Origin of the sequence: Paenibacillus sp. FSL H8-0104 (genome assembly GCF_038050215.1) — a bacterium.
GTDB lineage: Bacteria > Bacillota > Bacilli > Paenibacillales > Paenibacillaceae > Paenibacillus > Paenibacillus amylolyticus.
On record NZ_JBBOTC010000001.1, the window covers coordinates 770,271 to 796,502 of the forward strand.

General features: G+C 47.7%; 21 protein-coding genes and 1 other annotated feature. Of the genes, 14 read left to right on the top strand and 7 right to left on the bottom strand.

Features of this window, described 5'->3' with window-relative positions; all coding sequences use genetic code 11:
• Positions 1-89: 89 nt before the first annotated feature.
• From uvsE to NST38_RS03640, 11 genes are all read left to right on the top strand, one after another.
• Positions 90-1,091, top strand: coding sequence for a UV DNA damage repair endonuclease UvsE (gene uvsE, locus NST38_RS03590; protein ID WP_076254950.1), 1,002 nt, complete (start codon positions 90-92; stop codon positions 1,089-1,091).
• A gap of 107 nt (positions 1,092-1,198) precedes the next feature.
• The gene (locus tag NST38_RS03595) at positions 1,199-2,062 is read left to right on the top strand and encodes an inositol monophosphatase family protein (protein WP_370511461.1); all 864 of its coding nucleotides are present in this window, start codon (positions 1,199-1,201) and stop codon (positions 2,060-2,062) included.
• Between the two features lie 165 nt (positions 2,063-2,227).
• On the top strand, positions 2,228-2,518 hold the full coding sequence (locus NST38_RS03600; protein WP_076254945.1) for a hypothetical protein: 291 nt from the start codon (positions 2,228-2,230) through the stop codon (positions 2,516-2,518).
• Positions 2,519-2,824: 306 nt separating this feature from the next.
• The gene (locus tag NST38_RS03605) at positions 2,825-4,147 is read left to right on the top strand and encodes a stalk domain-containing protein (protein WP_076254943.1); all 1,323 of its coding nucleotides are present in this window, start codon (positions 2,825-2,827) and stop codon (positions 4,145-4,147) included.
• A 250-nt stretch (positions 4,148-4,397) separates the two neighbouring features.
• The gene (locus tag NST38_RS03610; protein ID WP_076254942.1) at positions 4,398-6,185 is read left to right on the top strand and encodes a sensor histidine kinase; all 1,788 of its coding nucleotides are present in this window, start codon (positions 4,398-4,400) and stop codon (positions 6,183-6,185) included.
• Positions 6,160-7,713 carry a response regulator transcription factor gene (locus tag NST38_RS03615; RefSeq protein ID WP_076254939.1) on the top strand — a complete coding sequence of 518 codons (1,554 nt, stop codon included), beginning with the start codon at positions 6,160-6,162 and terminating at the stop codon, positions 7,711-7,713. The genes NST38_RS03610 and NST38_RS03615 overlap by 26 nt, the downstream gene beginning before the upstream one ends.
• Positions 7,714-7,934: 221 nt before the next feature.
• A complete protein-coding gene (locus tag NST38_RS03620) occupies positions 7,935-9,218 on the top strand; it encodes an ABC transporter substrate-binding protein (protein ID WP_076254936.1) in 1,284 nt (427 codons plus the stop codon).
• Between the two features lie 139 nt (positions 9,219-9,357).
• Positions 9,358-10,260, top strand: coding sequence for a carbohydrate ABC transporter permease (locus NST38_RS03625; protein ID WP_047841423.1), 903 nt, complete (start codon positions 9,358-9,360; stop codon positions 10,258-10,260).
• 2 nt (positions 10,261-10,262) lie between these two features.
• Complete coding sequence (locus NST38_RS03630) at positions 10,263-11,102, top strand: carbohydrate ABC transporter permease (protein ID WP_017690747.1); 840 nt, start codon at positions 10,263-10,265, stop codon at positions 11,100-11,102.
• A gap of 105 nt (positions 11,103-11,207) precedes the next feature.
• Entirely contained in the window at positions 11,208-12,416 is a 1,209-nt protein-coding gene (locus tag NST38_RS03635) for a rhamnogalacturonan acetylesterase (RefSeq protein WP_076254965.1), read from the top strand.
• A gap of 809 nt (positions 12,417-13,225) precedes the next feature.
• The gene (locus NST38_RS03640) at positions 13,226-13,642 is read left to right on the top strand and encodes a sensory rhodopsin transducer (RefSeq protein ID WP_076254887.1); all 417 of its coding nucleotides are present in this window, start codon (positions 13,226-13,228) and stop codon (positions 13,640-13,642) included.
• Between the two features lie 86 nt (positions 13,643-13,728).
• Here NST38_RS03640 and NST38_RS03645 read toward each other — a convergent pair whose 3' ends face one another.
• From NST38_RS03645 to NST38_RS03665, 5 genes are all read right to left on the bottom strand, one after another.
• Positions 13,729-14,886: a Ger(x)C family spore germination protein gene (locus NST38_RS03645; protein ID WP_076254886.1), complete on the bottom strand. Its 1,158-nt coding sequence runs from the start codon at positions 14,884-14,886 to the stop codon at positions 13,729-13,731.
• The gene (locus tag NST38_RS03650) at positions 14,883-16,352 is read right to left on the bottom strand and encodes a spore germination protein (RefSeq protein WP_076254884.1); all 1,470 of its coding nucleotides are present in this window, start codon (positions 16,350-16,352) and stop codon (positions 14,883-14,885) included. Before NST38_RS03650 ends, NST38_RS03645 begins: the two co-directional genes overlap by 4 nt.
• Positions 16,333-17,439 carry a GerAB/ArcD/ProY family transporter gene (locus NST38_RS03655; protein WP_076254882.1) on the bottom strand — a complete coding sequence of 369 codons (1,107 nt, stop codon included), beginning with the start codon at positions 17,437-17,439 and terminating at the stop codon, positions 16,333-16,335. Before NST38_RS03655 ends, NST38_RS03650 begins: the two co-directional genes overlap by 20 nt.
• A gap of 69 nt (positions 17,440-17,508) precedes the next feature.
• Positions 17,509-18,501 (bottom strand): tryptophan--tRNA ligase, encoded by a 993-nt coding sequence (gene trpS, locus NST38_RS03660; protein WP_076254880.1) that lies wholly within the window; start codon positions 18,499-18,501, stop codon positions 17,509-17,511.
• 142 nt (positions 18,502-18,643) lie between these two features.
• Positions 18,644-18,957 (bottom strand) — a binding site (T-box leader).
• A gap of 27 nt (positions 18,958-18,984) precedes the next feature.
• Positions 18,985-19,920 (bottom strand): DMT family transporter, encoded by a 936-nt coding sequence (locus tag NST38_RS03665; RefSeq protein WP_076254876.1) that lies wholly within the window; start codon positions 19,918-19,920, stop codon positions 18,985-18,987.
• A 159-nt stretch (positions 19,921-20,079) separates the two neighbouring features.
• On the opposite strand from NST38_RS03665, the gene NST38_RS03670 reads away from it, so the two are divergent.
• Positions 20,080-21,474, top strand: coding sequence for an aminotransferase-like domain-containing protein (locus NST38_RS03670; RefSeq protein ID WP_076254874.1), 1,395 nt, complete (start codon positions 20,080-20,082; stop codon positions 21,472-21,474).
• A 208-nt stretch (positions 21,475-21,682) separates the two neighbouring features.
• On the opposite strand, the gene NST38_RS03675 is transcribed toward NST38_RS03670, so the two are convergent.
• Both NST38_RS03675 and NST38_RS03680 read right to left on the bottom strand, forming a co-directional pair.
• Positions 21,683-23,002: a glutamate-1-semialdehyde 2,1-aminomutase gene (locus NST38_RS03675; protein WP_076254872.1), complete on the bottom strand. Its 1,320-nt coding sequence runs from the start codon at positions 23,000-23,002 to the stop codon at positions 21,683-21,685.
• 131 nt (positions 23,003-23,133) lie between these two features.
• Positions 23,134-24,177, bottom strand: coding sequence for an LCP family protein (locus NST38_RS03680; RefSeq protein ID WP_047841428.1), 1,044 nt, complete (start codon positions 24,175-24,177; stop codon positions 23,134-23,136).
• A gap of 212 nt (positions 24,178-24,389) precedes the next feature.
• On the opposite strand from NST38_RS03680, the gene NST38_RS03685 reads away from it, so the two are divergent.
• A complete protein-coding gene (locus NST38_RS03685) occupies positions 24,390-25,436 on the top strand; it encodes an ABC transporter ATP-binding protein (RefSeq protein ID WP_036614079.1) in 1,047 nt (348 codons plus the stop codon).
• A gap of 1 nt (position 25,437) precedes the next feature.
• Positions 25,438-26,232 carry an ABC transporter permease gene (locus NST38_RS03690; protein WP_036614077.1) on the top strand — a complete coding sequence of 265 codons (795 nt, stop codon included), beginning with the start codon at positions 25,438-25,440 and terminating at the stop codon, positions 26,230-26,232.

Here is a 26,232-nt window from a genome sequence, read left to right on the forward strand (position 1 = left end):
GGTAAAACTTGGTTATATACAGTGACGGTACATCCTGACGGCTGAATATGCCGTGTGGGTTCTCCGCCCTAATAGAGAGGAAGAGATTCATGCTCGTACGCTTTGGTTACGTGGCAATGTCCGTGCTTATAGAGAACGCCTCGCCTTCCCGGACCATGACCATGTCGAGTTTTAATAAAATCGATGACAGGGAAGCGGCGATCCGCAAGCTCGAACGGATTGCAGCCGAGAACCTGCACAATACATTACGTTTGCTCAGGCACAACAAGGGTAGCCATATTCATGTATATCGCTTCTCTTCCAAATTGATTCCACTGGCAACACACGAGGACCTGAATGACTGGGACCCGTTCCCGGCGCTGAAGCAGGACTTTGCGGCCATTGGTGATTTTGTGAAGGAAAATCATATGCGTGTGTCCTTTCATCCGGATCATTTTACCGTACTTAGTACCCCCCGCGAGCAAGTTCTGCACAACTCGATTCGCGACCTTCGTCATCATGTTCGGATGCTGGATGCCATGGGGCTGAATGCCACTGCCAAGAACAATATACATATTGGTGGTGCATACGGGGACAAGCCTTCGGCGGCGCTTCGTTTTGAAGAAAACTTTTTGAAGCTGGATCGGGACATTCAGGAGCGGCTCACACTCGAAAATGATGACAAAACGTTCAATGCGCCTGAGACACTTGCCGTGTGCCAGCGCTTGGGATTGCCCATGGTACTTGATATCCATCACCATTGGGTGAACAACGAAGGAGAACAGGCATGGGATCTGTGGCCTGATATTCTAAAGACCTGGCAGTCACCGCTTGCCCAGGCAGATTCACCGGCTGATCAGCCATTGCCACCCAAAATCCATGTCTCCAGCCCAAAGAGTGAGAAGGATCTGCGAGGTCATGCCGATGGTGTGGAGGTAGAGCCTGTGCTCGATTTCTTGCGTCATATCGCAGCAGACACCCCAAGACTTGACGTGATGATTGAGGCTAAACGCAAGGATGAGGCTCTTGTGCAACTGATGCAGAAGCTGGCATTCTATCACAAAGAGGGTGTGGAGTGGGTGGACGAGTCTACCGTCATCATTCATCCGTAGTGCCAAAAGGGGCCTGGGCAACGAGAAACTTTACGACCTGTGGGGCGTATACTTTTAACAAGTATTTCAACTTTTCGTAGATTGATATAGAAAGTAGAGTGAACGCTTTGAATGAGAAGGAAAAGACACCTTATGTCGTGACAAGCAAAAGCTATACTGCCGTTGCCATTAATGCAGCTTCCAAAGCTGGCGAATGGATCAAAAGCCGTCTTGGGACGGTAGCTGAACTTGGTACCAAATATTCACCCCAAGATCTGGTGACCGAAGTGGATAAAGGAGCGGAGCAGATGATCCGCCGCCTGATTCTCACGCATTTTCCCCACCATGCTATTTTGGGTGAAGAAGGCGTTGAACCGGGACCGGAAGCTTCGGCAAAAGCACTGAAAGAGGCCGAGGAAGAAGAGTTCCTGTGGATTGTTGATCCTGTGGATGGAACGACAAACTTTGTACACGGATTCCCGTTTTATTCGGTATCCATCGCATTGGCTCACAATGGTGAAGTCATTGTCGGCGTGATCTACGACCCTTCCCGTGATGAAATGTTTGTTGCGGAAAAAGGGAAAGGAGCATATGTTCACGGAAACCGGATGCTTGTATCTGGTGAAGAGGAACTGGCTCAGAGCCTGATTGCGGTTGGATTCCCGGCAGACACAACCTTTGCGTTGCCACTGAATATGGCCGCTGTACAGGCGCTTGCTCCGCAAGTTCGTAACTTGCGTGCAGGCGGATCTGCCGCCCTTCATCTGGCGTATGTTGCCGCAGGACGTCTCAGCGCTTACACCGAAGTTGGATTGAAACCTTGGGATATTGCCGCAGGTGCGCTACTGGTTGAAGAATCAGGTGGCAAGGTGACCGATACCATCGGAACACCTTATCAACTGTCTGTGAACCATGTCGTTGCCAGCAATGGCAAAATCCATGATGCACTGACGGATGTGCTGAAGGAAGCGAAAGCAACCGGTCTGGAGTGAGTTTATTCAACTCATCTGCTCGCCTTTATCACCGGATTTCTACCTTGGAAAAGGGAATCAAAGAAATCTGGGGATAACAGCGATCGGAAGATGGTTCTGTACACGAAGTGAAAGTACAATAGTATGGTTAACGCATGTATGACTTTAATTAAAGGAGCGAAAACAATGGATGAATCCAAAGAACTGGAACGACGGCTCAGTGATATGCTGACGGAAGGGGACATGGAAGAGTCCGGCGACACCGATCAGCGTGAACGCCAGCTGATTCCTCCCAAATATGAAGTGCGAATCCAGACAGAACGTGATCCAATTGTCGAGGAAACGTTAAAGTACCGGAAGATGGCACGTGAATTGGATGATCGTTATGATCGATATCTGGAGCGAGCTACCGGGAACAAACCGGAGAGCGACAAGGGTCATTTGATTGCTGAAGACTCAAATAAGCCGGAATCTTAACTAATCACTGAACGTCATAGCTGAGCTTAACCAGTAACAGACTCCCCTTCAGGGAGTCTGTTATTTCATGTGTGCTCTCAGTAGAGAGGACAACGCCTACTTTAAAATGATAGAATAGAGTAACATCAACCTATGTCATTGGAATGACCAATGTACTATATATTAGTGAGGTTGTTCAAAAAGTCCGCTTTTGATTACGAAGGATGCCCTAGCTTCATCCCATCTTCTCGGTACTGAAAACCGACCTTTTTGAACACGTATATTAGTGTAAATTATTATAGATTTGCGAGAAGGAGTGTTACCTGAATGAAGCGTAAACGTATATGGGAAAATACAGCTGCCGGTTTAACGGTAAGCATGTTGGCAGGAATGCTACTCTTTACATCATCTGCATTGCCTGCACACGCGGCTGACACCAAAACCGGTGTATTGCCAGCGGGTACAAACGAGACTTCGCTGACAGCGAAGAAAGATGCAGTAGCCGTAACTAAGGAGTTCCGCATCCTCACATTGGGAGATTCCATAACGGTAGGTTATGAGCCCAACACAAAAGAATTGCCTTATGGTTATGTAGAACGTCTCCAGGAGCAAGGTTTGCTGCATGGACGTACACAGGTGGACAACTACGGGATTGCCGGATTGAAAACAAGTGGCCTGAAGAACTTCACTACTGCAATTAAGGATGGCAAAACGCTGACTTCTGAAGCCATTCAACCAAGTCTTCCTGATCCAAGAGCGGGACAGATCGGAGCCAATACTGCTGCAATCCGTGAGAGTGTAGCACAGGCCAATCTGGTTGCAATTACCATTGGGGGAAATGATGTATCTGAGCTTCTCGGTACAGCAGACAAACTGAGTGATCAGGATCTGCAAACCAAGGTAAAAGAATTACTCGCAACATATACAGCCAACGTTAGTGCAACGATTAATGATATCCATGAAATTAATCCGACAGCTACAATTGTCATCGCCGACCAGTATCAACCGATGCCAGAAGTAGCAGGCAAGGCACTTTATGCCAAACTGATGGAGGCATCTCAAGGTTTCACACAGACCATTGATGGCATTGCAGCACAATTCACTGCTCAGGGTACCGATGTCAAAGTTGCACACGTGGCCAAGGAGTTTGTTGGTGGTGAAGGCACGATGACACATATGATCAAAGATCGTGATTTCCACCCGAACCAATTTGGATATGCGGCCATTGCCGAAGTATTTGCCAAAACGATCTGGGGCGACTACACGAAGCTGACTACACCTGCGACAGGTGAGCCGATGAACATTATTGTGAGTGGCAAAACATTAAATACTCCGTACAAACCGATTATCCGTAACGGCAAAAACTTTGTGGCGATTCAAGACATCGTGAATGCGGTCGGTGCTACTACGGTGTGGGATAACAAAACTTCAACCGCAACCATTACATATGAAGACCGGAAAGTTGCGGTGAAGATTGGTGCCAATGCTGTGAAGGTAAATGGAGCATCGGTTACTGTGGATACACCTGCATTCCTGAATAAGGTAGGCAAAGAGTCCAAAACATATGTACCACTTGCCATGGTGGCTGAAGGTCTTGGCTTTGATGTGCAGTATGTAGCGAAGCTGAAAACTGTTTTTGTGAATCCGTAAATTGTATTTCATACTTTAACATGATGTTATTCAACAGCCAGAATACCTTGATCTGTTCAAGGTATTCTGGCTGTTTTGTGTTCTTTTTGAGTTGCTGACACAGATGTATACCTTCTCTAATGACCTAAAATGTTGCATAAATATATCTTGTCAGATGACCAATGGATGTGTAAATATGAAAATAACTTACAATAAAACCACTAATGCATAGTATGACAGGCACCCCTCGCAAGCCAAAGGAGCGCTTAGGATGAACAAAATTAAGAACGCTTTCACAACACTGCCGATTCATCACAAAACGATTCTTCTCATCGGACTTTTGATGTTGATCAGCTTTACGTTTTATGCGTCCGTACTCCGATATGTGTTCAGCATCTATGACCGTCAGATCTATGAGAAATCCTCGCAGGTCCTCAATATGTCTTCGGTAGGTATTGAGAATCAACTTCGTGAAATTTCTAATCTCTCCTTCAAGGTGATGTCGGACGAGCCGCTTCAGCAATATCTGCTCCAACTGAAAAAGGCCGAAACGGGTTACGAGAAAAATGGATTGCGTAAAAAAATTACCAACAGGTTAGTCGCATATGCCGGTTCCGAAAAATACGTCTATTCCATGCTATTTATCGATAATGATAATAACGTTATGGCCGCAGGCAATCGGGAGGGAATTTCGGAGTCGAAGCAAAAGGAACTGGTTGCACTGGGACAGCAATACTCGGGCTCCAATGCATGGCATACCAGTGGGGATAAACAGTCCCGACTCTTGTCGGTTCGACAGGTGAAATCCTTTATTGGCGGAGCATTTACATTGGAGGACCTCGGCACACTGATCATCCGTGTCCGGCTGGACCGAATTGTACAGGACCAGATGCAAGAACCGGCTGAGGACTCCCAATTACTCATTACGGATGGAAAAGAAGTGATCTATCCAACAGAATCGTCGGTCAGTGAAGCCGAGATTGAGTCTGAACTGAAGCGTACCCAGCCCTATGGAATTGCCATGTTGGAACAGGGGAGACACTTTGTAGCTCGTGCTCATTCTTCCTATACGGATTGGACCTATCTGTACACAACCCCGTTTGACCAGATGTTTAAAAAGATCCAGTTTGTCAAACAGTTGGTTACGGTGATCTTCATCATGATCTTTCTGGCGGCGCTTATCATTGGAGCGAGATTCTCTCGCAGTATTACCCATCCGATTGCGCAGTTGATCAAAAAGATGCGTAATATCGAAAAAGGTGATCTGGATAAGCTGGAGGAGGCAGCCCTTGGCAATGTTCCGATATCTCCACAGAATGAGGTTGGGCTGCTGCATCGCACATTCAAGATGATGCTTCAACGAATACGTGAATTGATTGATGAGAATTATGCCAAGCAACTGGTGATTCGTGAGACCGAGTTGAAAGCGCTTCAGGCGCAGATTAATCCACATTTTCTATACAACACGCTTGAATCCATTAACTGGCTGGCTAAAGTACAGAAGCAACGACAGATCTCGGAAATGGTTGAGGCTCTCGGATTTCTGTTGCGTAGCTCTGTGAACATGTCCGAGAAGTGGATTACGCTGGAAAGAGAGCTGGACATTGTCCGCAGTTACGTGACGATTCAGCGCACGCGTTTTGAGGAAAGACTGGATTTCGACATGGAAATTGCCCCGGAGGTAGGAACGGCACGGATACCGAAGTTAACATTACAGCCGTTGGTGGAGAACGCGATACATTATGCACTCGAACCAAGCATTGACCCTTGCCGGATTCGTATCCGGGCGAGAGCAGAGGGAGATAAGGTGATTATTGAAGTTGAGGACGACGGTCCGGGGATGACACCGGAATTCCTGGAACAGCTACACGAAGGACGTATTCAGACAAGAGGACAGGGCATTGGGTTATCTAACATCCAGGAACGAATCAGACTGACCTTCGGTGATGAAGGTGGAATGGTGATGAGCAGCAAGCCCGGATCAGGAACTGTAGTATCGATCAGCATACCTTGGATCAGAGAGGACGATGACGATGTACAAAGTGATGCTCGTAGATGATGAACGTGTCATTCTGGAGGGGATTTCCCAAGTGGTCGATTGGGCCGCGGCAGGAACGGAGTTGGTGGATACGGCGAGGAACGGGATTGAAGCATTGGACAAAATTGGGCAGTCGCGACCCGATATTATTATTACGGATATTTCCATGCCGGGTCTGGATGGTCTCGGACTCATAGAGAAGGCATCTGAAGCATACCCGGGAGTACGTTTTATTATGTTATCCGGCTACAAGGAGTTCGAATATGCCCGCAGAGCGATGCAATATGGTGTGAAGCATTATTTGCTCAAGCCCTGCAACGAGAATCAGATCCATGATGCGTTAACTGAACTGTTGCAGGAACATCAGGATGCCCAGGTGAAGGAGCATGTTGCAGGTGAGATGAAACAGCGATTGCAGCGAGTCCTTCCGCATGTGAAGGAGCAATTTCTGCTGGAGTTCATGACCAACCGCACCTATGGTCCGGTTGATCTGGAGTATTATCAGGAGTTGTTTGATCTGGAGCTTGAAGAGAACGCAGTTCGGTTACTGTTGTTCCGAATTGTAGATGAACATGATTACAGTCACTTATTTGCGATCAAAAACATTGCCAGTGACCTGCTCCCACATGTCCTGTTAAGCACAACCATTGAAGGCAAACTCCTCATTCTGCTCGCGGATTCAGCTGATCCGGCTGGACTGAAAGAAAGTATTGAAGAGGTTAGGGCTGCATTCACCAGACTATATAAATTGGAAGTGACCGCTGCGCTGAGTGAAGCAGATCGAATGATTCAGTCCCGGCGGTTGTTTCGTGAGGCGTTGCAGTATCTGAACCATCGCTTTTTTATCGGTGAAGGCAAGCTGATTACGAAGAATGATCTGGTACTGGCCGGAGAATGCGACGGATTGCATGTAGAACAGGATGCCGAGCAACTGTGTCAGTTGATCAAATCGGGCAATACCGAGGAAACAGCGGTAGAGGTGGATCGTCTGTTTGATCTATTATCGCGTCAGCAACTGGAAATTGAAGTGACCCGCTCTTACGTAGTGCAGCTGTACTCAGCTATGGTTCATGTCTGTCCGCCTGAGGAGGCAACGGAATTCACCCAGCGTATGGCAGAACTGCCGCATATCGATACGTTATCTGGTTTGAAGTCTTTTGTTTCAAGCAGTGCAGCCCGATTAACTTCCGGTTATTACAAAAACCATATCAGTCGCCAGTCTTCTGCCGTGGAGAAGATGATGGATATCGTGGATCGTCATTATGGAGAGGCGGATCTCTCTCTCAATGGAGTTGCCCATCAGATGCTGTATATGAATCCCGATTACCTGGGCAAGATTTTCAAAAAAGTCACAGGTGAGAATTTCTCCAACTACGTGAATCGCCTGCGCATTGAACGCGCATGTGACCATATTCGCAGAGGCGGGGATGTGAAAGTATTTGAGCTTGCTGAATTGTTCGGATTTGGCGGGAATTCACAATATTTCAGTCAGGTGTTCAAAAAGTGGACCGGTATGACACCTACGGAATTCCGCAGGATCGGCATATAACAATGGACTACCAATCATGTGATTCATGTCTGGGGAGGACGAACAGCGCCGAGAGGGGACTGTTGTCCTCCTCTGTTTTTTGAACCAACAAGACGGTTTTGTGTATTCAACTATGGTCGTACATTTGCGAAAATGACATTAATAAGTTTGTGAAAGCGTTATCAGAAATAAAAAGGATAACTCGTTCACACAACCATATCAACATAAAAGGGGAGATTGGCATGGTGAAAAAGGCAATATTCCTGATGATGGCTGCTTTGCTCGTGTTTACAGCGGCATGTAGCTCAGGTGGAGGAACTGAAGGAGCATCTGGAGATGACTCAGTTACCCTGCGGATCGCTTGGTGGGGCTCGGATGCAAGGCATGAATATACACAGAAGGTCATCGACCTGTACAAATCGAAAAACCCGAATGTCAAAATCGACGTGGAATATGCTTCATTTGATGACTACTGGAAAAAGCTCGCACCACAAGCAGCGGCAAATCAGTTGCCTGACATCGTTCAGATGGATATTTCCTACATCAGCCAATATGCACAGAATGGTCAGCTTGAGGATCTAGCGCCTTATCTTGGCAACCAGATCAAAGTGGACGATGTGTCCGAGAATGTTATCAGCACAGGTGTAATTAACGGTAAACAATACGGTGTACCTGCCGGTGTTAACGTTCTGGGCTTCCAATATGATCCGGCATTGCTTAAAAAAGCAGGAGTGGATGCAATCCCTGACAATATGACTTGGGAATCGTACGAAGCACTGGGTAAACAAACCGCAGATAAAGGTCTGTATTTGGATGGAGGGATAGCTCCGGATATTTTCTTCCACTACTTCCTGCGTACCAAAGGATTGTCGCTTTACAATGCGGAAGGAACAGGTCTTGGTTATGATGATGATCAATTGTTTGTGGAGTTCTTCGGACTTATGCGCCGCATGATCGAGCAAGGTGCAGCACCTACACCGGATGTAGCCAACCAAACCAAAGGCATTATTGAGGAATCAGATCTCGTGAAGGAAAAAGGAATTGGCGTGTGGCAATGGTCCAACCAGTTCGTAGCCTTACAACAGGTAGCGAACCGTCAACTCGAAATCGCTCCAATGCCAGGACCAGATATGGAAAAAGGACTATATATGCAGCCAAGTATGTACTGGGGTGTGACGTCCAACTCCAAAGTGAAGGAAGAAGCGGCTAAATTCATCGATTTCTGGGTGAATGACGTGGAAGCCAACAAACTGATCAAAGGTGAGCGTGGTGTGCCAATCTCAGGAGCAATCAAAGAAGCTATCGCACCTGAGCTGAGTGACGCAACAAAACAGGTCTTTGAATTCGTAGCAGCCATGGAGCCTAAGGCTTCACCAATGAGTTCTCCGCCACCAGTTGGTTCACCTGAAGTAATCTCTTCCCTAGCAGATGTGGTTGAAGAATTGAACTTTGGCAAAATTACACCTGAACAAGCAGCAGAGACATTCCGCAAGAACGCCGAATCTGTACTTGCGAACAATAAATAACAGTTGAATGATGGCTTGCTCGTCCCACTTCAGGGATGGTCGGGAATGGGGCTACTCGCAAATGCGAGGGCCTTTCCCCGTCCAGATGACCGAAGCCAGGATGAGGGAGCAAGCTGATCCATGAAGGAGGTTCGTTCCATTGAGGCAGTATTCATCGTTACGTAGAAACTTAACTGGATATGCGTTCATAAGCCCGTTTATTATTGGTTTCCTGGGCTTCACACTCATCCCCATGTTTGTGTCCTTATATATGTCGTTCACGAGTTATAACTTGTTCACTTCTCCACGGTGGATTGGGCTTGATAACTACACCAAAATGTTTTTTGATGACCCGAAATATTGGAACTCGGTCAAAGTGACGTTCCTGTATGTATTCATTGGGGTACCGTTAAGGTTGATCTTTGCCCTCTTCGTAGCGATGGTCCTAAACACTGGCTCTCGTATGATTGGAACGTACCGGACGCTGTATTACCTGCCATCCATTATCGGTGGTAGTGTGGCCGTATCCATTATGTGGCGTAACCTCTTCAGTAATGAGGGTGTTATCAACAGTGCTCTAACGGCAATCGGGATCGGGCCTATAAGCTGGTTTGGTGACCCGAATGCGTCCCTGGTTATGCTCATCTCACTGTCTGTGTGGCAGTTTGGTTCGTCCATGCTGATCTTCCTGGCTGGTCTCAAAAATATCCCTACTGAGATGTACGAGGCAGCAGGTGTGGATGGCGCGAACCCTATACGGAAATTTTTCAGCATCACTTTGCCACTGCTTAGCCCGATCGTCCTGTTCAATATGATTATGCAGACGATTGGAGCATTCATGACGTTTGTACCTGCCTATATTATCTCCAAAGGCGAAGGCGGTCCAATGGACGGTACGATGCTGTACTCCCTGTATCTGTTCCGTCAGGCGTTTATGTTTAACAACATGGGTTATGCTTCGGCAATGGCCTGGATCATGCTCATTATGATCGGTATACTCACAGTAGCTGTGTTCCTGACATCCAAGTACTGGGTGTTCTACGAATCTGAAGGAGGGAAGTAACGATGGTTTGGAGAAATGTGAAATGGCCCATTTATCACCTGTTCGTTGCAGCTCTTGCCCTCCTGATGCTCTATCCCGTCCTATGGATGCTATTCAGTTCATTCAAGGAAAGCCGTACGATATTCGTCACAGCGGATACCCTGTTTCCTGCGGAGTGGATCTGGAGCAACTATGTAGATGGCTGGAAAGGCACAGCTGGAAGACCGTTTATGGATTACATCACCAACTCACTTGTAATCGTAGTGATATCTACCATCGGTGCTGTGATATCGTCATCGCTGATCGCTTTTGGTTTTGCCAGACTGAATTTCAAGGGACGTACATTCTGGTTCTCCTTGATGATGTTAACGCTGATGCTGCCACATGACGTGGTATTGGTTCCTCAGTACATCATTTTCACAAAGCTCGGCTGGTTGAACACTATCTTGCCAATCGTTGTACCTACATTCTTCGGAATGCCGTTCTTCATCTTCCTGATGGTACAGTTCATTCGAACGATTCCGAAGGAGCTGGATGAGGCTGCAACCATCGATGGATGTAACAAGTTCAGACTGTATATCCAGATTATTATGCCGCTGATCAAGTCTTCTCTGGCGACTGCAGCCATTTTCTCCTTCTATTGGAGATGGGAGGATCTGCTCGGTCCGGTATTGTACCTGAACTCGCCTGATAAATACACCGTGTCGATGGCACTGAAAATGTTCCTCGATAGCGAATCTGCTTCCAACTGGGGCGCAATGTTCGCGATGTCCATCGTCAGTCTGGTTCCGGTTGTAGCTGTGTTCTTCATCTTCCAAAAACAAATTGTTCAAGGGATGAGCACCAGCGGATTGAAAGGATAAGCCAGATTACTGTATCTTCGTATCTTCGCCCGAATGAACGTTTACGAAAGTTAACCAAGGAGGTTATCGCTTTTGAATAAAGCTCAGAGTAGTCAGGCCGTTGCCATGGAGGCAGCGGCAGAGGGCCAGGCAGTGTCCGTGACCAGCTGGAAGTTTAACTTTGGACCGGACTCGGGAAGAGCAGATGAGACAGGGGATTATCTGAAAGTAACTGCAACAACCGCATATGAGGAACGTGGAGGATACGGATTCGAGGCAGGGTCTCTGGTGTATGAGAAAAAACGCATTCGTGATGACGATGTGTCGGATCCCACGAAACAACATCATAACAATCCGGGGCAGACAACCATGTCTGCCCGATTGCGTTCAGGCTTCTGTATTCCGCTCAAAGCATCGTTCATCGTGGATGTTCCCGACGGAACCTACCAAGTATTACTTGTTGCAGGGGATGAATTGGCTGAGACAGTGACCCGCGTGAAAGCTGGTGAAGGCAGGCTTGTACTGCCAACCATTCGCACACTTCCCGGACAATACGCAGAGGTTAGATTCTCGGTTGTTGTTCGCGGCGGCAGACTTCGTCTGTCATTCTCCGGTCCTGCACCGAGAATTAATGCTTTGGAGGTTACTCTTGCGAATCAGACCATGACCGTATTCCTTGCCGGGGATTCAACTGTAACGGATCAGCCGGAAAGTGGATATCCATATTGTGGTTGGGGCCAGCTGTTGCCTGCACAGTTCAAACATGATGTGGCAGTGGATAATCACGCCCAGTCAGGGCGAAGTTCCCGCAACTTTATTAATGAAGGCAGACTAAGCGCCATTCTGGAGCGAATCAAGCCTGAAGATTTTCTGTTTATTCAATTTGGACATAACGATGAGAAGCCGGACCCTGAACGTGGGACGGACCCATTCACAACATATAAGGAATATTTGAAAAAGTATATCGATGCTGCACGCGAAGCCAAGGCTCGTCCGGTGCTCATCACCCCGGTGCATCGTCGCTATTTTGCGGATGATGGCACATTGACCGATACGCACGGCGATTATATCATCGCCGTGCGTGAGCTGGCGGAAGAGGAAGATGTTCCGCTGATCGATCTGGCTGAGCGCAGCCGTCTTCTGTTCGAGCAAGCGGGTGTTGAAGGCACTAAGGAAGACTTTATGTGGGTACTGCCAGGCGAGTATGTGAACTTCCCATCAGGCGTGGAGGATAACACGCATTTTCAGGAACGAGGCGCCCGTCGCCTTGCCCAGCAGGTAGCAGAAGCCATCCGCGAGTTGCAATTGCAACCGTTGCAGATGTATCTGCGGTAGGTTCATGCCCTTAATGATTAAGCGAGTTAATTAAATAACGAGCCAGCAAAAGTTGCCCAGCGAATAGCGAAGGCAATAAACTTTTAAAAAACAGGCGAGCGTAGCAGCGGAGGAGGGCGGAATCGGGTAGAGGGAGCGAAGCGTCCGCCTTTGGAGCGGGATTTCCCCTGCTGAGGGGGAATGAATAGAAATCCCGAGCCAACAGCGGCCTGTAGCCCGATCCGCCCGCCAAAGCGGCTGCCTTGCGAGCTATTCAGGGTTTAAAAGCTGTAGCGAGTTAAACGAAGTAACGAGCCAGCAAAAGTTGCCCAGCGAATAGCGAAGGCAATAATCTTTTAAAAAACAGGCGAGCGTAGTAGCGGAGGAGGGCGGAATCGGGTAGAGGGGCGAAGCGTCCGCCTTTGGAGCGGGATTTCCCCTGCTGAGGGGGAATTGAATAGAAATCCCGAGCCAACAGCGGCCCACAGCCCGATCCGCCCGCCAAAGCGGCTGCCTTGCGAGCTATTCAGGGTTTAAAAGCTGTAGCGAGTTAAACGAAGTAACGAGCCAGCAAAAGTTGCCCAGCGAATAGCGAAGGCAATAAACTTTTAAAAAATAGGCGAGCGTAGCAGCGGAGGAGGGCGGAATCGGGTAGAGGGAGCGAAGCGTCCGCCTTTGGAGCGGGATTTCCCCTGCTGAGGGGGAATTGAATAGAAATCCTGAGCCAACAGCGGCCCACAGCCCGATCCGCCCTTCGAAGCGACTGCCCCGCGAGCCCGCAGATTTTTAACTTAATATTGCACTCGCAAAAAAAAGGAGGAGGTATATCAATGACACCTGACCAGACAGAATCAGGCACATCTGCCCGTAAGAATGTTTCAGCAGCTACAGGTCACACCTACTGGGTTATTCCGGATGGTTACATTCCGCCGGAGAGCCGGGGCACATTGGAGAGTCACGAGAGCATCTGTGTACTGAACACCAGTGCCACGGATGCGGAGCTGCATATCACGATTTACTTTGAAGACAGAGAACCACTTGAAGGTATTGTCGCTGAAGTGCCAGCAAGAAGGACGAAGCATATTCGCACTGCATCACTACGATCCGGGGAGCAGTCTATTCCGCCGGGCGTGCCTTATGCGATTACGGTTTCGAGCAATATCCCCGTTATCGTCCAGTACAGTCGTTTGGACACGACCCAGCCTGAATTGGCTTTGATGAGTGTCATGGCGTATCCATTAGGATAACTTCCCCAATCGACAGCATAGTTGGAGATGGTAAGAAGCCCCGTAACCTTGCATTCAATGCAGGTAAGGGGCTTCTATTTCTTCATTTATTCACTGTATTTATACGTGCTCGCATTCAGGATATCCACGTGTACCTCCACTTTTCCAAGCTTAAAACGTTGGAGTGGGTCCGCCCGGTTGTAGACTTCCTGTTTCCATAAGGGAAGGTTGTGGCGATATAAGTGTTCCACAAGACCGTATGAATCGATCGTGCGTTCCTTGGTTTTTTCAAACGTATCTCGGATTTGGGATTCGATCTGTTTCTCGGCTTCTTGTTCCATGGCATCTGGAGACCGAGGAGCCCCATGATCTTCGGTGATGGCGCTTTTGACCGTGGTAACCAGATCAAATGTGATGCCATCACCTTGCTTCTTCGCCTTGATTTTTGTCTTGGGATGATGAAGCAACAAGGTTAAATCAGGAGTTTTTCCACCATTCCCATATACATATAGTGGGTACTGATGTACCCGCTCATAATTTACGTATCGTGTACCATCTGCGTCTGCTCCTGCAACTCTACCCTGACTTGTGCCTTTGGATATCACATAAAATCCATCCATTCTAACAAGGGGAGGCGTTTTATCGCCGTTGAACCAGGTCTCGTTCCTCGTTGACACCGAGGGTAAAAGAACGACAGAAGCGGGTTCCCGTAATCCATCGAGAAGCTGATGGAGCCGGATAGGTTCGTAACCAGAATGCTGTTTGTATAGTCTCATAGGCTCAAATAATTCAATGGTCTGGGCGGATTGGTTCAACAATGCAGAGGGAGAGAGTACATCCGGAATGTTATGCTCTGTAGCGTAGATCCAGGGTGTATATCTCAATTGGCCTGAATGAAGAAGTGTATTAAAGATATCCTCCAGTCGACCATCCAAGACTCTTTTGGATAAAACAATAGCTTTAACATGAGTCCAGAGTGTTAGCTGCTGTGACGTTTCATACAAGTCGTTAATAGCCATGTTCAGTGTTGTACCCTCGCCCCGTCCAGTCCAGATATCCCTTGTCTCCCGGGAAGTTGGTGTTTCCTGTTTTGCAATACTGGAGAAGTCAATCAGTTGGGCATACGCAATATACTGGTTGTCTACATAGTCAATTCCTATCGCCGTAATGAAGTTTATACTTTGCACCTCTTTGGAATCCCAGCACCCCGTTAGCAGGATCAAGCAGCTTATAAGAAGGCCACTTATGGATACCCATCGTTTCACGGACGTTTCCTCCGGCGGGTAGAATCCTGTGTATGAAGTGCTTCTGGGCGCTTGGTTCTTTTCATGGAAGGTGGCATGGATACGGCCTGAGTGAAGTCTCCGGGAATGTAGGGAGATACAGGTGACAGATAGGATACGCCATAACACTCCAACGATACGAGGTGCACCAACAAGGCTAATAGTCCGATCATAAAACCGAATAATCCAAGAATGGAAGAGATGAGTAACATCCCGATCCGAACATGGGCAGTAGCCCCGCTTAACACAGTATTCACGAGAATATAGCTAGAGATGACCGAGATCGCTACCGTGACAATAATGGTAGGGGACGTAATCCCGGCTCTAATGGCAGCATCCCCAATAATAAGCCCGCCAACAACGCTGACCGTTTGCCCCAACGCACGTGGCAACCTACGCCCAGCTTCGTTGAATAGCTCGAACATAAAAATCATTAGGAACGCTTCCAGTGTCACCGGCATGGGCAGGCCCATTCGAGTCCCAGCAATCGTTGCCAGAAGAGGCAGGGGAATCTGTTCCACATTGAAGCTGGTCAGGCCAATATAAAAGCCTGGGAAGAAACAGGCGATCAGCAATCCTGAAATACGTAATATCCGTTCAAAAGTAACGATAAAAAAGGGTGTACTTTCGTCCTCCGGAGACTTCAATTGATTGAAAAGTGTAGTTGGTGCGATGACCGCTACAGGAGAACCTTCGATCAAAACGGCAAAACGACCGTTTAACAGGGAATCAACGACAAAATCAGGACGTTCGGTATTATCTGTGAGTGGAAAGATACTCCGAATCCCTCCCATGACAGCTCGCTCCATGATTGAGGTACCCAGAATGCCGTCAATCTCAATCTGATCCAGATTGTGCCGAGCTTCTTTCAGAATGTCTGGATTGATAATATCTTTTACATATAGAAGTCCAATGGCTGTCTGGGTACGACCGCCTTTGACATATTTCTCATAACACATCGAAGATGTTTTCATTCGTTTGCGTATAAGGGCTACGTTAGTAGTGAGTTCTTCGGTGAATCCGTCGCGCGGGCCTTTAACTGATGTTTCAATGGCTGATTCTTCTGGACTGCGTCCAGGGATATCAGCAATATCCACACTGCAGGACTGCACACCGTTACCAAAAATGATCAGTAGTTGTCCACTAAATATCAACATATTAAGCTTGTTAGTATCGGTGAGGTCATCCAACGGATTCAATGTTAATCCCAGTTCTTTAGGATGTGATTCCTCAATGATCAGGGAGTGCTGCTCCAGACGTGGAATAATAAATTGGTTAATTTGTTTACCGTCGACGAGACCGTCGCAATAAAGCAGAATTACGGGTTGATCAGATTCATCTTTGACAGGAAAGGTCTGAATAACGACATCTGCACATGGATTGAACTGCTCTTTCAAAGAGGCAAGCAGTGTTTCATGGGACGTAGTGTCAATCGCTTGATGCTCCATGATGTTTCCTCCTCTGATGGCGTGAATGGATAAAGGCAACCGTCGTCGCGATAATCGCAAGTCCGCTCAGATATACGAGATTGAACGGAAATATGTATTCGACCAGAAGCTTTTCGAAGGTCATATCATCCAGAGGATACAACATGGTTAGAATAAAGAAGACACCTAACGAGATACAACTGATAAGCCTTCTGGTAGAGCTCTTAATATTCCATATTTCTACTACAATATACATGGCGAGACTAATCCGGGTGAACGAGCCTGCGAGCCACTGGTAAATGGAAAAGAAGTCGGTCTGGGCGATATATTTGCCCAAGGAGGCAATTCGCCATTCTTCAAAGGCGGGATATCGCATTTTGGCAGCCTCAAAAGGATCAAATTCCACAATCGCCCCGATGAGCGGGCCGACTGTTAGTCCCACCAGAATGAGTGCGAGCATCAGATACTGCCATACACGTATACGTTTGGTGAGATGAGGCTGGATATACCAGATGAACAGCAGTTCAAACATGCCTGCAAGACTGTAAATCATGCCATTCAGCACCGGATGCCAGCCATGTTCTAACACAGGCAGTAGACGACTGTAATCCTTGTATTGAGTGTTCACAATTGCAACATAGAAGCCCAGCAGTACCACCAGTGGAAGGATCAATCCTGCCGTAAATGCCAGTGAGCGGATACCTTTATATGCCCCATAGGCACAGAGAGACATGAGGGCAATACTGGTTACCATAATTGGCGTTTCTGTCAGGTAATTTGTTTTGGCCCAAGTCGTGGTTTCGTGCAGGGTGAAATAGATTGCGCTCAGAAAAAAGAGACTGTTACCAACTCGAAATAACATGCCAATAGGCTTGCCGAGACGGGATGTTAACCATTCATGCAGAGTTTGATGCTTGAGGAAACGAGAGACATAAGCGAGCATTAGCGCAAATATCAAAAATGGTCCGGCTGATAGCAGGACGGAAATCCAAGAATCCCTTTTGGCCGCAGCCAAAAGGGCAGGAATAATCAGAACATGGCTGATCAAGCCAACGGACAACATGATCAACATCATAGCTTGTAAAAAAGAAGGCTGTGTTCGTTTCATGCTGAGGGGTCTCCTTTTCCCAATAGACTGTCCTCAGCAGTGTTAACGTGATTGGAGCGCTTCATACCGTCAGTCGAAATAACGAATACCCATGGCTTCTCTTACCTCTAACATCGTTTCCCGGGCCGCTTTCCTGGCCTCACGGGTACCCTCGATAAGAATCTCTTTCACCTGATCATCACGTTGTTCATAATAACTCCGTCGTTCGCGAAAAGGAGCAAGCAGATCATTGATGGCTTCACCTGCGATCTGTTTACAATCTTTGCATCCAATTCGGCCCTGACTACAACTGGCATGTATTTCGTCTGCGTTCTCCTTGCGGAAAAGCTGATGATAGGCAAAAACAGGGCAGATATCCGGGTGCCCTGGATCAGAACGATGGATGCGGGCTGGATCAGTCTTGGCCTTGATCAATTTTGCTTTTACATCCTCAGGACTTGCATTTAATGAGATCGCATTCCCCATGCTTTTGCTCATCTTACCAACGCCATCCAGCCCTCCAAGCCGCTCTCCGATCAAAATGCGGGGTTCGGGGAGGATGGGGGCGTATAACTCGTTGAACCGGCGAACCAATTTTCGTGCTGTCTCAATGTGAGGAATCTGATCTTCTCCTGCCGGAACAAGGGTAGCTTTACAGAATGCAATATCAGCAGCCTGACTGACCGGATATCCTAGAAATCCGTAGTACAGGTCGGTATACCCGCGATCACGTGCTTCGCTCTTGATGGTCGGATTATGCCGGAGTGTATTGACGGTAACAAACATGGAGAAGATCACAGTCAATTCCGCAATTTCCGGAATCATGGATTGAATGAACAGGGTAGCTTTGTTCGGATCAATGCCTACGGCGAGGTAATCAAGAGTAACTTGATGAACACTATCTGCAATCAGAACAGGTTGATCATAGTGGGTGGTGAGTGCCTGAACATCTGCCAGTAAAATATAGGTTTTGTACTCTTCCTGCAATTGCACCCGACTGCGCAGGCTGCCTACGTAATGGCCGAGATGAAGTTGTCCGGTAGTCCGATCTCCTGTCAAAATAATATCCTTGTTTTTGTTCATGGTTTATTCTCCTTTGGTTTTGTGATTTTTCAACGTTGAGCTGTCGCCACCAGCCGTCTTCCACGACCATCACCTCCTTTCAGCCTGCAAAAAAAATCAAAAAAAGCTTCGTCTTTTATCCCATTCCCCGGTTGGGAACAGAATAAAGGACGAAGCTTGTGCCTCGCGGTGCCACCTTCATTGGCCGCTCTGTTGCGGCCCACTTGAGGGATACGGATGAGGCATCTACCAGGAGCCCGTTTATGAGCGCCCATGCCTATCGATATCCTGTCCATGGATAACGGCTGGACATGCCGCCTCGCCTACTGAAAGTGTGTATTCCTAATAACGGATACAGACTCTGTTCAACTCGGAACTCCGAAGCCCATTTCCACATATCCGATGCACCGACTTCCACTAGCCGCCGGCTCTCTGTAGCATCCTGACATACGTACTTCTCTTCATCATCGTGGATAACAAATGTTTACAATTCCCAGAATTATATCATGCTTTTATTCCACTGATCAACCTATGTTTGCGACCGCTCATATTGGTGCCTAGCACACCGGCGATAATCAACAATGCACCAATATAGTGGTAGTAACCCACTGGTTCTTGCAATACCCATGCACCTCCTACGATGGAGATGAGCGTGGACAGATTGCTGAATACACTCATTTGCGAAGCCTCCAGATGGGTCAGGGCATAGCTCGCGAGCAGGGTGGAAATCATGGTGGAGAGAATTGCTAGATAAGCGAGGGCACCCAGATAGGATGTATCTCCAAGTGGTTTGATGTAGTCCATCATGGAGCCGTTGGACGCATGTCGGATCAGAGAAGCGGCGTTAAATACAATACAGCCAACCATCAGTGTGACCCAGGTTAATTCCATTGGTTTATACTTCTGGGTTAATGGTCTTGCAAGCACACCATACCCTGCAAAACAGACCGTGGAGAGTAGCAATAATGCAATACCCTTCAGGTTACTCATAGATACGCCGCTTCCTTGCATCATGAAAATAAAGACCACTCCAGCAACAGATAGAAGCAGGAATAGCTTCTGCATCGTTGATGTGCGTTCTTTCAGGAAAACTGAAGCGAGAACGAGTGTGAATACAGGGGCCATGGCCTGAATAATACCCGCTTCCGATGAGTTGGAAGAGACAAGTCCAAAGGCTTGAAAGGCAAAAAATAAGACGGGAGATAAAAGCCCCAGTGGAATGATGCGCCACAGATCACGAAGGCTCAGTCGGATTTTGATCCAGCCAAAAATGACAGGAATGCTGACAACGATCAGCGACAGGGCGAATCGGTGGGCAAGCACATCAATGGGATGTGCAACAGAGACTGTCATTTTAACAAATAAAAAAGATAGACCGATAATAGCTGCGTACAATATAGCTGCGATATAGGCGTATCCCCGAGTGTGTGTTGTGTTCATCAATGCTCCTCCAATACAGTAGTCATAGCGCTTTATCTTTCATTATCCTGAATTATGTCAGGTTCGAGGCACGTGCTGGCCTTATTCAATATACTGCCAGGTGCATCGTGCTACAATAGATAAAAGGTTGAACTGTATCGGTACAGTTGTTGGAGAGGGATGTGTGCATTGAGAAAATACGAAGTGATTGCCGAAGCGTTAAAGCAATGGATTCAGGAACAGATGCAGCAGCAGGATCGTCGCCAGTGGGCAGATAAGGGCATTCGACTGCCAGCAGTTCGAGTTGTAGCAGAACAATATCAATGCAGTGTAAGCACGGCTATTCGTGCATATGAGTGGCTGGAACAGCGGCATTTGGTGTATGCCATACCTCAATCCGGTTATTATGCCGTACAGAACGGGACAGGTGCTCAGGACATGGACTGGCAGGGAGCGTTGGACTTCGCTTCGGCTGCTCCTGATCCACGGGTCTTCCCTTATGCAGACTTTCGTCATTGTGTGGATCAGGCTATGGAGAAGAAGCAAGCAGAGTTATTTATGTATGGCACGGATCAGGGATTACCTTCGCTTATCATGCTGTTGCAGAAGCAGTTTTCGGATTATCAGGTGTTCGCGAGAACAGAGCAGTTCTTTATCACGTCAGGTGTGCAACAGGCACTGGCTGTACTTGCATTGATGCCTTTTCCCAATGGAAAGAGAAAAGTACTGCTTGAACTACCGACCTATCACAATATGCCCTCGCTACTGAGTGGATTAAATGTGCCGATTGCCGGTGTGAGACGTGCCTTGGATGGGCTGGATTGGGCATCGCTTGAACGTCAGTTCGCTGAGGAAGATGTCAAGTTTTTCTATGTCATGCCACGCTTTCACAATCCGATTGGCACATCGTTGACTGTTGCTGACAAGAAGAGACTGATCCGGCTTGCACAGCGGTACGATGTCTATCTGGTGGAGGACGATTATCTGGCCGATCTGGAGGACAATACGAAACAGGACCCGCTTTGGTCCTATGATACCGAAGGCCGGGTCATCTATCTGAAGAGTTATTCCAAAATTTTGTTTCCAGGTCTGCGCATTGGTGTAGCTGTTCTGCCCTCACCCCTAATTCAATCTTTTGGGGCTTACAAAAAAATGCTCGATATCGACACTTCCGTTCTGTCTCAAGCTGCTTTGGAGATCTATGTCCACAGCGGAATGTTTGCTCATCACAGGAAAGTGATTCGTAACCGCTATGCTGCCCGGATGAACACGGTGCATGAGCAACTGGACACATATCCAGACTTTGCTCCATTTATGGAGGCTCCTCGAACAGGAGGGGAGCATACCGTATTACCTTTGGCGGGTGATATGCCGCTTCGTGTTCTGCTTTCACGGCTCCAAAAGCGCGGAGTCATCGTTGATACGACAGAACGGTATTATCCGGAGGGAACATATCAGGTGCATCAGGATCAGATGCTGCGCTTAAACATCTCCAATGTGCCGAAGCAGCGAATCGAAGAAGGGATACAGAAGATCCGGGAGGAAATTTTGAAACTTCAGATCAGGCAGAGATAAAGACAAAGCTATAACAGCAAGGCCATTACAATAAAACGCATATAGTTGTTACACTCAGCATCTATCTAGTCGTATTGGCCACTCACCACTGTCCGTAAATAACAAAAGGCGTCCACACAAGTTGATCACTTGTTGGACGCCTTTTCCTTGAGTTGCTATCTATCAACGATGCATCTTGTACGCTACATTGTGAATGGAAATATCTAATTTATTCCTGAGCCATCGCCTTGAAGGAAGCTTCTGCGGCTTCCAATGTAGCCTGAACATCCTCGTCTGTATGAGCCGTGGTCAGGAACCACGCCTCATATTTGGATGGAGCCAGGTTAATGCCACGGTCCAACATGTGACAGAAGAAGGAAGCAAACAGCTCTCCATCCGTGTCTTGGGCATGATCATAATTCGTAACCGGATGATCACAGAAATGGGTGGAGAATGCACCGCGAATCCTGTTGATCGTCAGAGCAATCCCATGACGGTCAGCAGAAGCTTGCAGACCTGCCGTCAGGTCTATAGCAAGGCGTTCCATCTCTTCGTATACACCCGCGCCTTGCAGGACCTCCAGACATGCGATACCAGCCGAGATGGATGCAGGGTTACCAGCCATCGTTCCCGCCTGATAAGCCGGCCCAAGCGGAGCAACCTGCTCCATAACGTGTTTGCGTCCGCCGTAAGCACCGATTGGCAGGCCGCCACCAATAATTTTACCAAGAGCCGTCAGATCCGGTTCAATCTCCGCATGATTATCGAGTCCGGCATACGTCTGAGTAGAACCGTAATGGAAACGGAAAGCCGTAATGACTTCGTCATAGATAACCAGGGAGCCGTTGGCCCGTGTCATGGCACAGAGACCTTCCAGGAAGCCAGGTTCCGGCATAACCATACCGAAGTTACCAACGATCGGTTCAACCATGACTGCGGCGACATCATCACCCCAGCGTTCCAAAGCATCCTTCAGGGCTTCCAGATCATTGTACGGCACAGTAATGACTTCTTGTGCAATACTGGCTGGAACTCCCGCACTGTCAGGAATTCCGAGCGTGGACGGGCCTGAACCGGCAGCTACAAGCACCAGATCGGAATGACCATGGTAACATCCGGCGAATTTTACGATCTTGTTGCGTTTGGTGTAGGCACGAGCGACCCGAATCGTAGTCATGACTGCTTCCGTACCGGAGTTTACAAAACGCACTTTATCCATGGAAGGAATGGCTTCCTTGAGCATTTTGGCGAGCTTGATCTCAAGCTCTGTCGGGGTACCGTACAGCACACCATTTGCTGCTGCTTCCGTAATGGCCTGTGTAATATGCGGGTGGGCATGCCCTGTAACAATCGGACCGTAAGCGGCCAGATAATCAATATAACGGTTGTCATCGACATCCCAGAAGTGGGCACCTTGGGCTTTTTTCATAAATACAGGTGCACCACCACCAACGGCTTTGAACGAGCGTGAAGGGCTGTTAACACCCCCAACAATATGTTCAAGTGCTTCTGCGTATAGAAGTTCGGAACGGGAACGTGATGTATTCATAAGATAACTTCCTTTCGTAATTCAAAATATGATAAAGAAACAAGCCACAGAAAGATATGATGATTTTCTCATAATAGTATAGCCGGGCACAACGAGAGGGCAGCGTAATGGCTGCCCTCTGCATGTGTAGATTACTGAGCCGGTTGCTCTGACTTCTGATCGTCACCACTGGCTGTTTTATCTTCGGTGCTGGTTGTACTATCATCCGTTGTAGCAGGCGGGTGAATTATATCCTGAATATGCTGCTTCAATTTTTCTTCATTGGTAACCGTCAACACTTGCGCACCGCCTGCTGTACGTTCTTCTTTCAGCAGGTTCATTGGCGGAATCTGCTCACTGCCGTTCATGCTGCTCTGGTATCCGAGTCCACCCAGCTTCCACATATCGGAAAGCGTGAGATTTGTATCTACGTAAGGATTAACCTGTTCCAGAATGGCAGGCAGTTTGGCAATGGTAGTTGTTGACTGCATTTTCGCTGTTACAGCTTTCAGCAATTCACGCTGACGTTCGGACCGAGCGAAATCCGACATCGCATCATGACGGAAACGAACGTACATGAGCGCTGTCTCGCCATCCAGATGCTGATATCCTTTTTTGAGATCAATATCGTATTCGTTATTGTCTGCTTTACTTGTATAGTGCATGTCTTTCTCCACATCAAAATCAACACCGCCAACGGCATCCACCAATTTGATGAATCCCTGGAAATCCGTATACACATAATACTGTACAGGAATGCCGAGCAGGTCGCCGGCAGCTTGCATCGCTGCATTAGGGCCATGGGTGATAGCGGTGTTGATCCGCTCCTTGCCATATCCGTCAATATTGACGTAAGTGTCGCGCAGAATGGAGAACAGATTGATTTTTTTGGTCAGTGGGTCGAGCGATACAACCATCATGCTGTCGGAGCGAGGAACTTCACCTTTTTTCAATCCACGTGCATCGACACCCATAACGAGAATATTTACCGTTTCTGTGCCTTCCCATTTGGGTGGGTCAGGAGTATTTACTTTCTCCACATTTTCGATGCCTGCAAATGGTGAATCGTCGCCGTCTTTTGCCAAACCGTCCAACTGATTGAGAATAGAACCGAAGTAATATGCCGCTGCTCCTCCAATAATTAACACGAAGGCGGCAAGAGAAATCCATATGGTTCTCTTCGTCTTTCTGGTCATGCTAGCTCTCCTTTGTATTTGAGATGAAATAAAAAAACGAGTTCGAGTATTAAAGTAAGATCTAGTCGGAGCTTTCCGTACACATCTTTTCCCAACATAAGGGCAGGACGCGGCTCCAGACTATTTTAAAGCTTGCTGAATTTTGACTGATACCATTATAATTTCTTTTTGGGCTACAAGCAATTTCAACAAAATCCAAGTGAGGTATAATCATGCTGGCGATTGATGTCAAAGATTTGCGCAAGTCGTTTAGCGTCCAGAAAAGCCGAGGTGGGCTGAAGGGCGCGTTCCAGGACCTGTTTGCACGTCAATACCAAGAGGTATTGGCTGTAAATGATATTTCGTTTCAGATTCCGCAGGGTGAAATATGCGGATATATTGGGGAGAACGGTGCCGGTAAATCAACAACGATCAAGATGTTGACCGGCATTTTGGTGCCTACTTCAGGGCAAATATCGGTTGGTGGATATGTTCCGTATCAGGAACGGGAGAAGTTTGTACAGAATATTGGTGTTGTTTTTGGTCAGCGCAGTCAATTGTGGTGGGATATTGGCGTTATCGAATCCTTCCATTTATTGCGCAAAGTATATCGTGTCGGAGAGGTCGATTTCCGCAAACGGCTGGATGAACTGGTTGAGCGGTTGCAGCTACAAGACCTGCTAAGTCGTCCGGTACGGAAGCTCAGTCTTGGTCAGCGCATGCGCTGTGAGTTAGTTGCAGCGTTATTGCATAACCCGAGTATTGTTTTTCTGGACGAGCCAACTATTGGTTTGGATATTGTGGTGAAGTCGGAAATTCGGGATTTCTTGAAAGACATGAACAAGGAGCATGGAACGACCATTCTGCTCACAACCCACGATTTACAGGACATTGAGGCACTGTGTTCCCGGGTCATCATGCTTGATGCAGGCAACATCATTTATGATGGAGGTCTGGATCATCTCAAGTCCCAGTGGGGTAAGGAGCGTGAGATCCGCTTCAAGTTTGGTTCAGCTCACAACATCAGTCAGATGCAGGAATGGACTGCTGCGTTGCCTGTGCGTTGGACGGTTGAGAATGAATTGTCCGCATCCGTATGGATTCCGCTGGAACTGAATGTTTCGGATGTACTCGGACGTGTCGTTGGACAAGCCGATATTACCGATATTCAGATTATTGAGATCAACACGGATGAGATTGTGCGCAGTATTTACCAATCCGGTTCCGCCGAGCGTCCCGAGATTGTGGGAGCAGGGAAAGAAGCGGTGGGTGTATCCTGAGATGAATAGTGCATTTATTGATTTTATGCGCATCCGTTTTCTAACGATGCTGGCATACCGGGTGAATTATTACTCCGGCATTTTGATATATACGCTGAATATTGGCGTGTATTACTTTACCTGGCAAGCTATTTACGGTAGCAGTGGTGAACTCGGCGGCTTCACGGCAGCGCAGATGACCACTTACATCGCTGTATCCTGGATGGCACGTGCCTTTTACTTTAACAACCTGGACCGGGAGATTGCCGCAGATATACGGGATGGCTCCATTGCGATTCAATTCATCAGGCCGATCAATTACGTTATGGTCAAAATGATGCAGGGTCTTGGCGAAGGTATTTTCCGCTTCCTGCTGCTCATGATTCCGGGGATGCTCATTGCCATTCTGCTGTTCCCGGTTGAATTGCCTACGGCGCCATCGGCGTGGATTGGCTTTCTCGTCATGCTGTTCTTCAGTTTTCTCATTAATTCCCAGATTAATGTGATAACGGGACTGGCGGCATTCTTTGTGGAAAACAATGAAGGCATGATGCGTATGAAACGCGTCGTGGTTGATTTGTTCTCCGGTCTAATCATCCCGATCAGCCTGTATCCAGGCTGGATGTCTGCGGTGATGAAAGTATTGCCTTTTCAGGCCATTACGTATCTGCCCGGTTCCGTCTTCACTGGAAGAGTGGAAGGTACCGCCATCTGGAGTGTACTCGGTATTCAGGTGTTCTGGTTTGCCGTACTGCTGCTTCCGATGGTATTGATCTGGCGTAAGGCGCGCAAGCGTCTGTTCGTGCAAGGGGGATAA

What these genes read in the sequence shown, in the direction of transcription:
- NST38_RS03640 (WP_076254887.1), top strand. Translation starts at nt 13,226, where the DNA reads ATGACACCTGACCAGACAGAATCAGGCACATCTGCCCGTAAGAATGTT.
- NST38_RS03665 (WP_076254876.1), bottom strand. Translation starts at nt 19,920, where the DNA reads ATGAACACAACACACACTCGGGGATACGCCTATATCGCAGCTATATTG.
- NST38_RS03615 (WP_076254939.1), top strand. Translation starts at nt 6,160, where the DNA reads ATGTACAAAGTGATGCTCGTAGATGATGAACGTGTCATTCTGGAGGGG.
- NST38_RS03685 (WP_036614079.1), top strand. Translation starts at nt 24,390, where the DNA reads ATGCTGGCGATTGATGTCAAAGATTTGCGCAAGTCGTTTAGCGTCCAG.
- NST38_RS03630 (WP_017690747.1), top strand. Translation starts at nt 10,263, where the DNA reads ATGGTTTGGAGAAATGTGAAATGGCCCATTTATCACCTGTTCGTTGCA.
- NST38_RS03620 (WP_076254936.1), top strand. Translation starts at nt 7,935, where the DNA reads ATGGTGAAAAAGGCAATATTCCTGATGATGGCTGCTTTGCTCGTGTTT.
- NST38_RS03675 (WP_076254872.1), bottom strand. Translation starts at nt 23,002, where the DNA reads ATGAATACATCACGTTCCCGTTCCGAACTTCTATACGCAGAAGCACTT.
- NST38_RS03635 (WP_076254965.1), top strand. Translation starts at nt 11,208, where the DNA reads ATGGAGGCAGCGGCAGAGGGCCAGGCAGTGTCCGTGACCAGCTGGAAG.
- NST38_RS03605 (WP_076254943.1), top strand. Translation starts at nt 2,825, where the DNA reads ATGAAGCGTAAACGTATATGGGAAAATACAGCTGCCGGTTTAACGGTA.
- NST38_RS03680 (WP_047841428.1), bottom strand. Translation starts at nt 24,177, where the DNA reads ATGACCAGAAAGACGAAGAGAACCATATGGATTTCTCTTGCCGCCTTC.
- NST38_RS03600 (WP_076254945.1), top strand. Translation starts at nt 2,228, where the DNA reads ATGGATGAATCCAAAGAACTGGAACGACGGCTCAGTGATATGCTGACG.
- NST38_RS03655 (WP_076254882.1), bottom strand. Translation starts at nt 17,439, where the DNA reads ATGAAACGAACACAGCCTTCTTTTTTACAAGCTATGATGTTGATCATG.
- NST38_RS03610 (WP_076254942.1), top strand. Translation starts at nt 4,398, where the DNA reads ATGAACAAAATTAAGAACGCTTTCACAACACTGCCGATTCATCACAAA.
- uvsE (WP_076254950.1), top strand. Translation starts at nt 90, where the DNA reads ATGCTCGTACGCTTTGGTTACGTGGCAATGTCCGTGCTTATAGAGAAC.
- NST38_RS03650 (WP_076254884.1), bottom strand. Translation starts at nt 16,352, where the DNA reads ATGGAGCATCAAGCGATTGACACTACGTCCCATGAAACACTGCTTGCC.
- NST38_RS03670 (WP_076254874.1), top strand. Translation starts at nt 20,080, where the DNA reads ATGTGTGCATTGAGAAAATACGAAGTGATTGCCGAAGCGTTAAAGCAA.
- NST38_RS03690 (WP_036614077.1), top strand. Translation starts at nt 25,438, where the DNA reads ATGAATAGTGCATTTATTGATTTTATGCGCATCCGTTTTCTAACGATG.
- trpS (WP_076254880.1), bottom strand. Translation starts at nt 18,501, where the DNA reads ATGAACAAAAACAAGGATATTATTTTGACAGGAGATCGGACTACCGGA.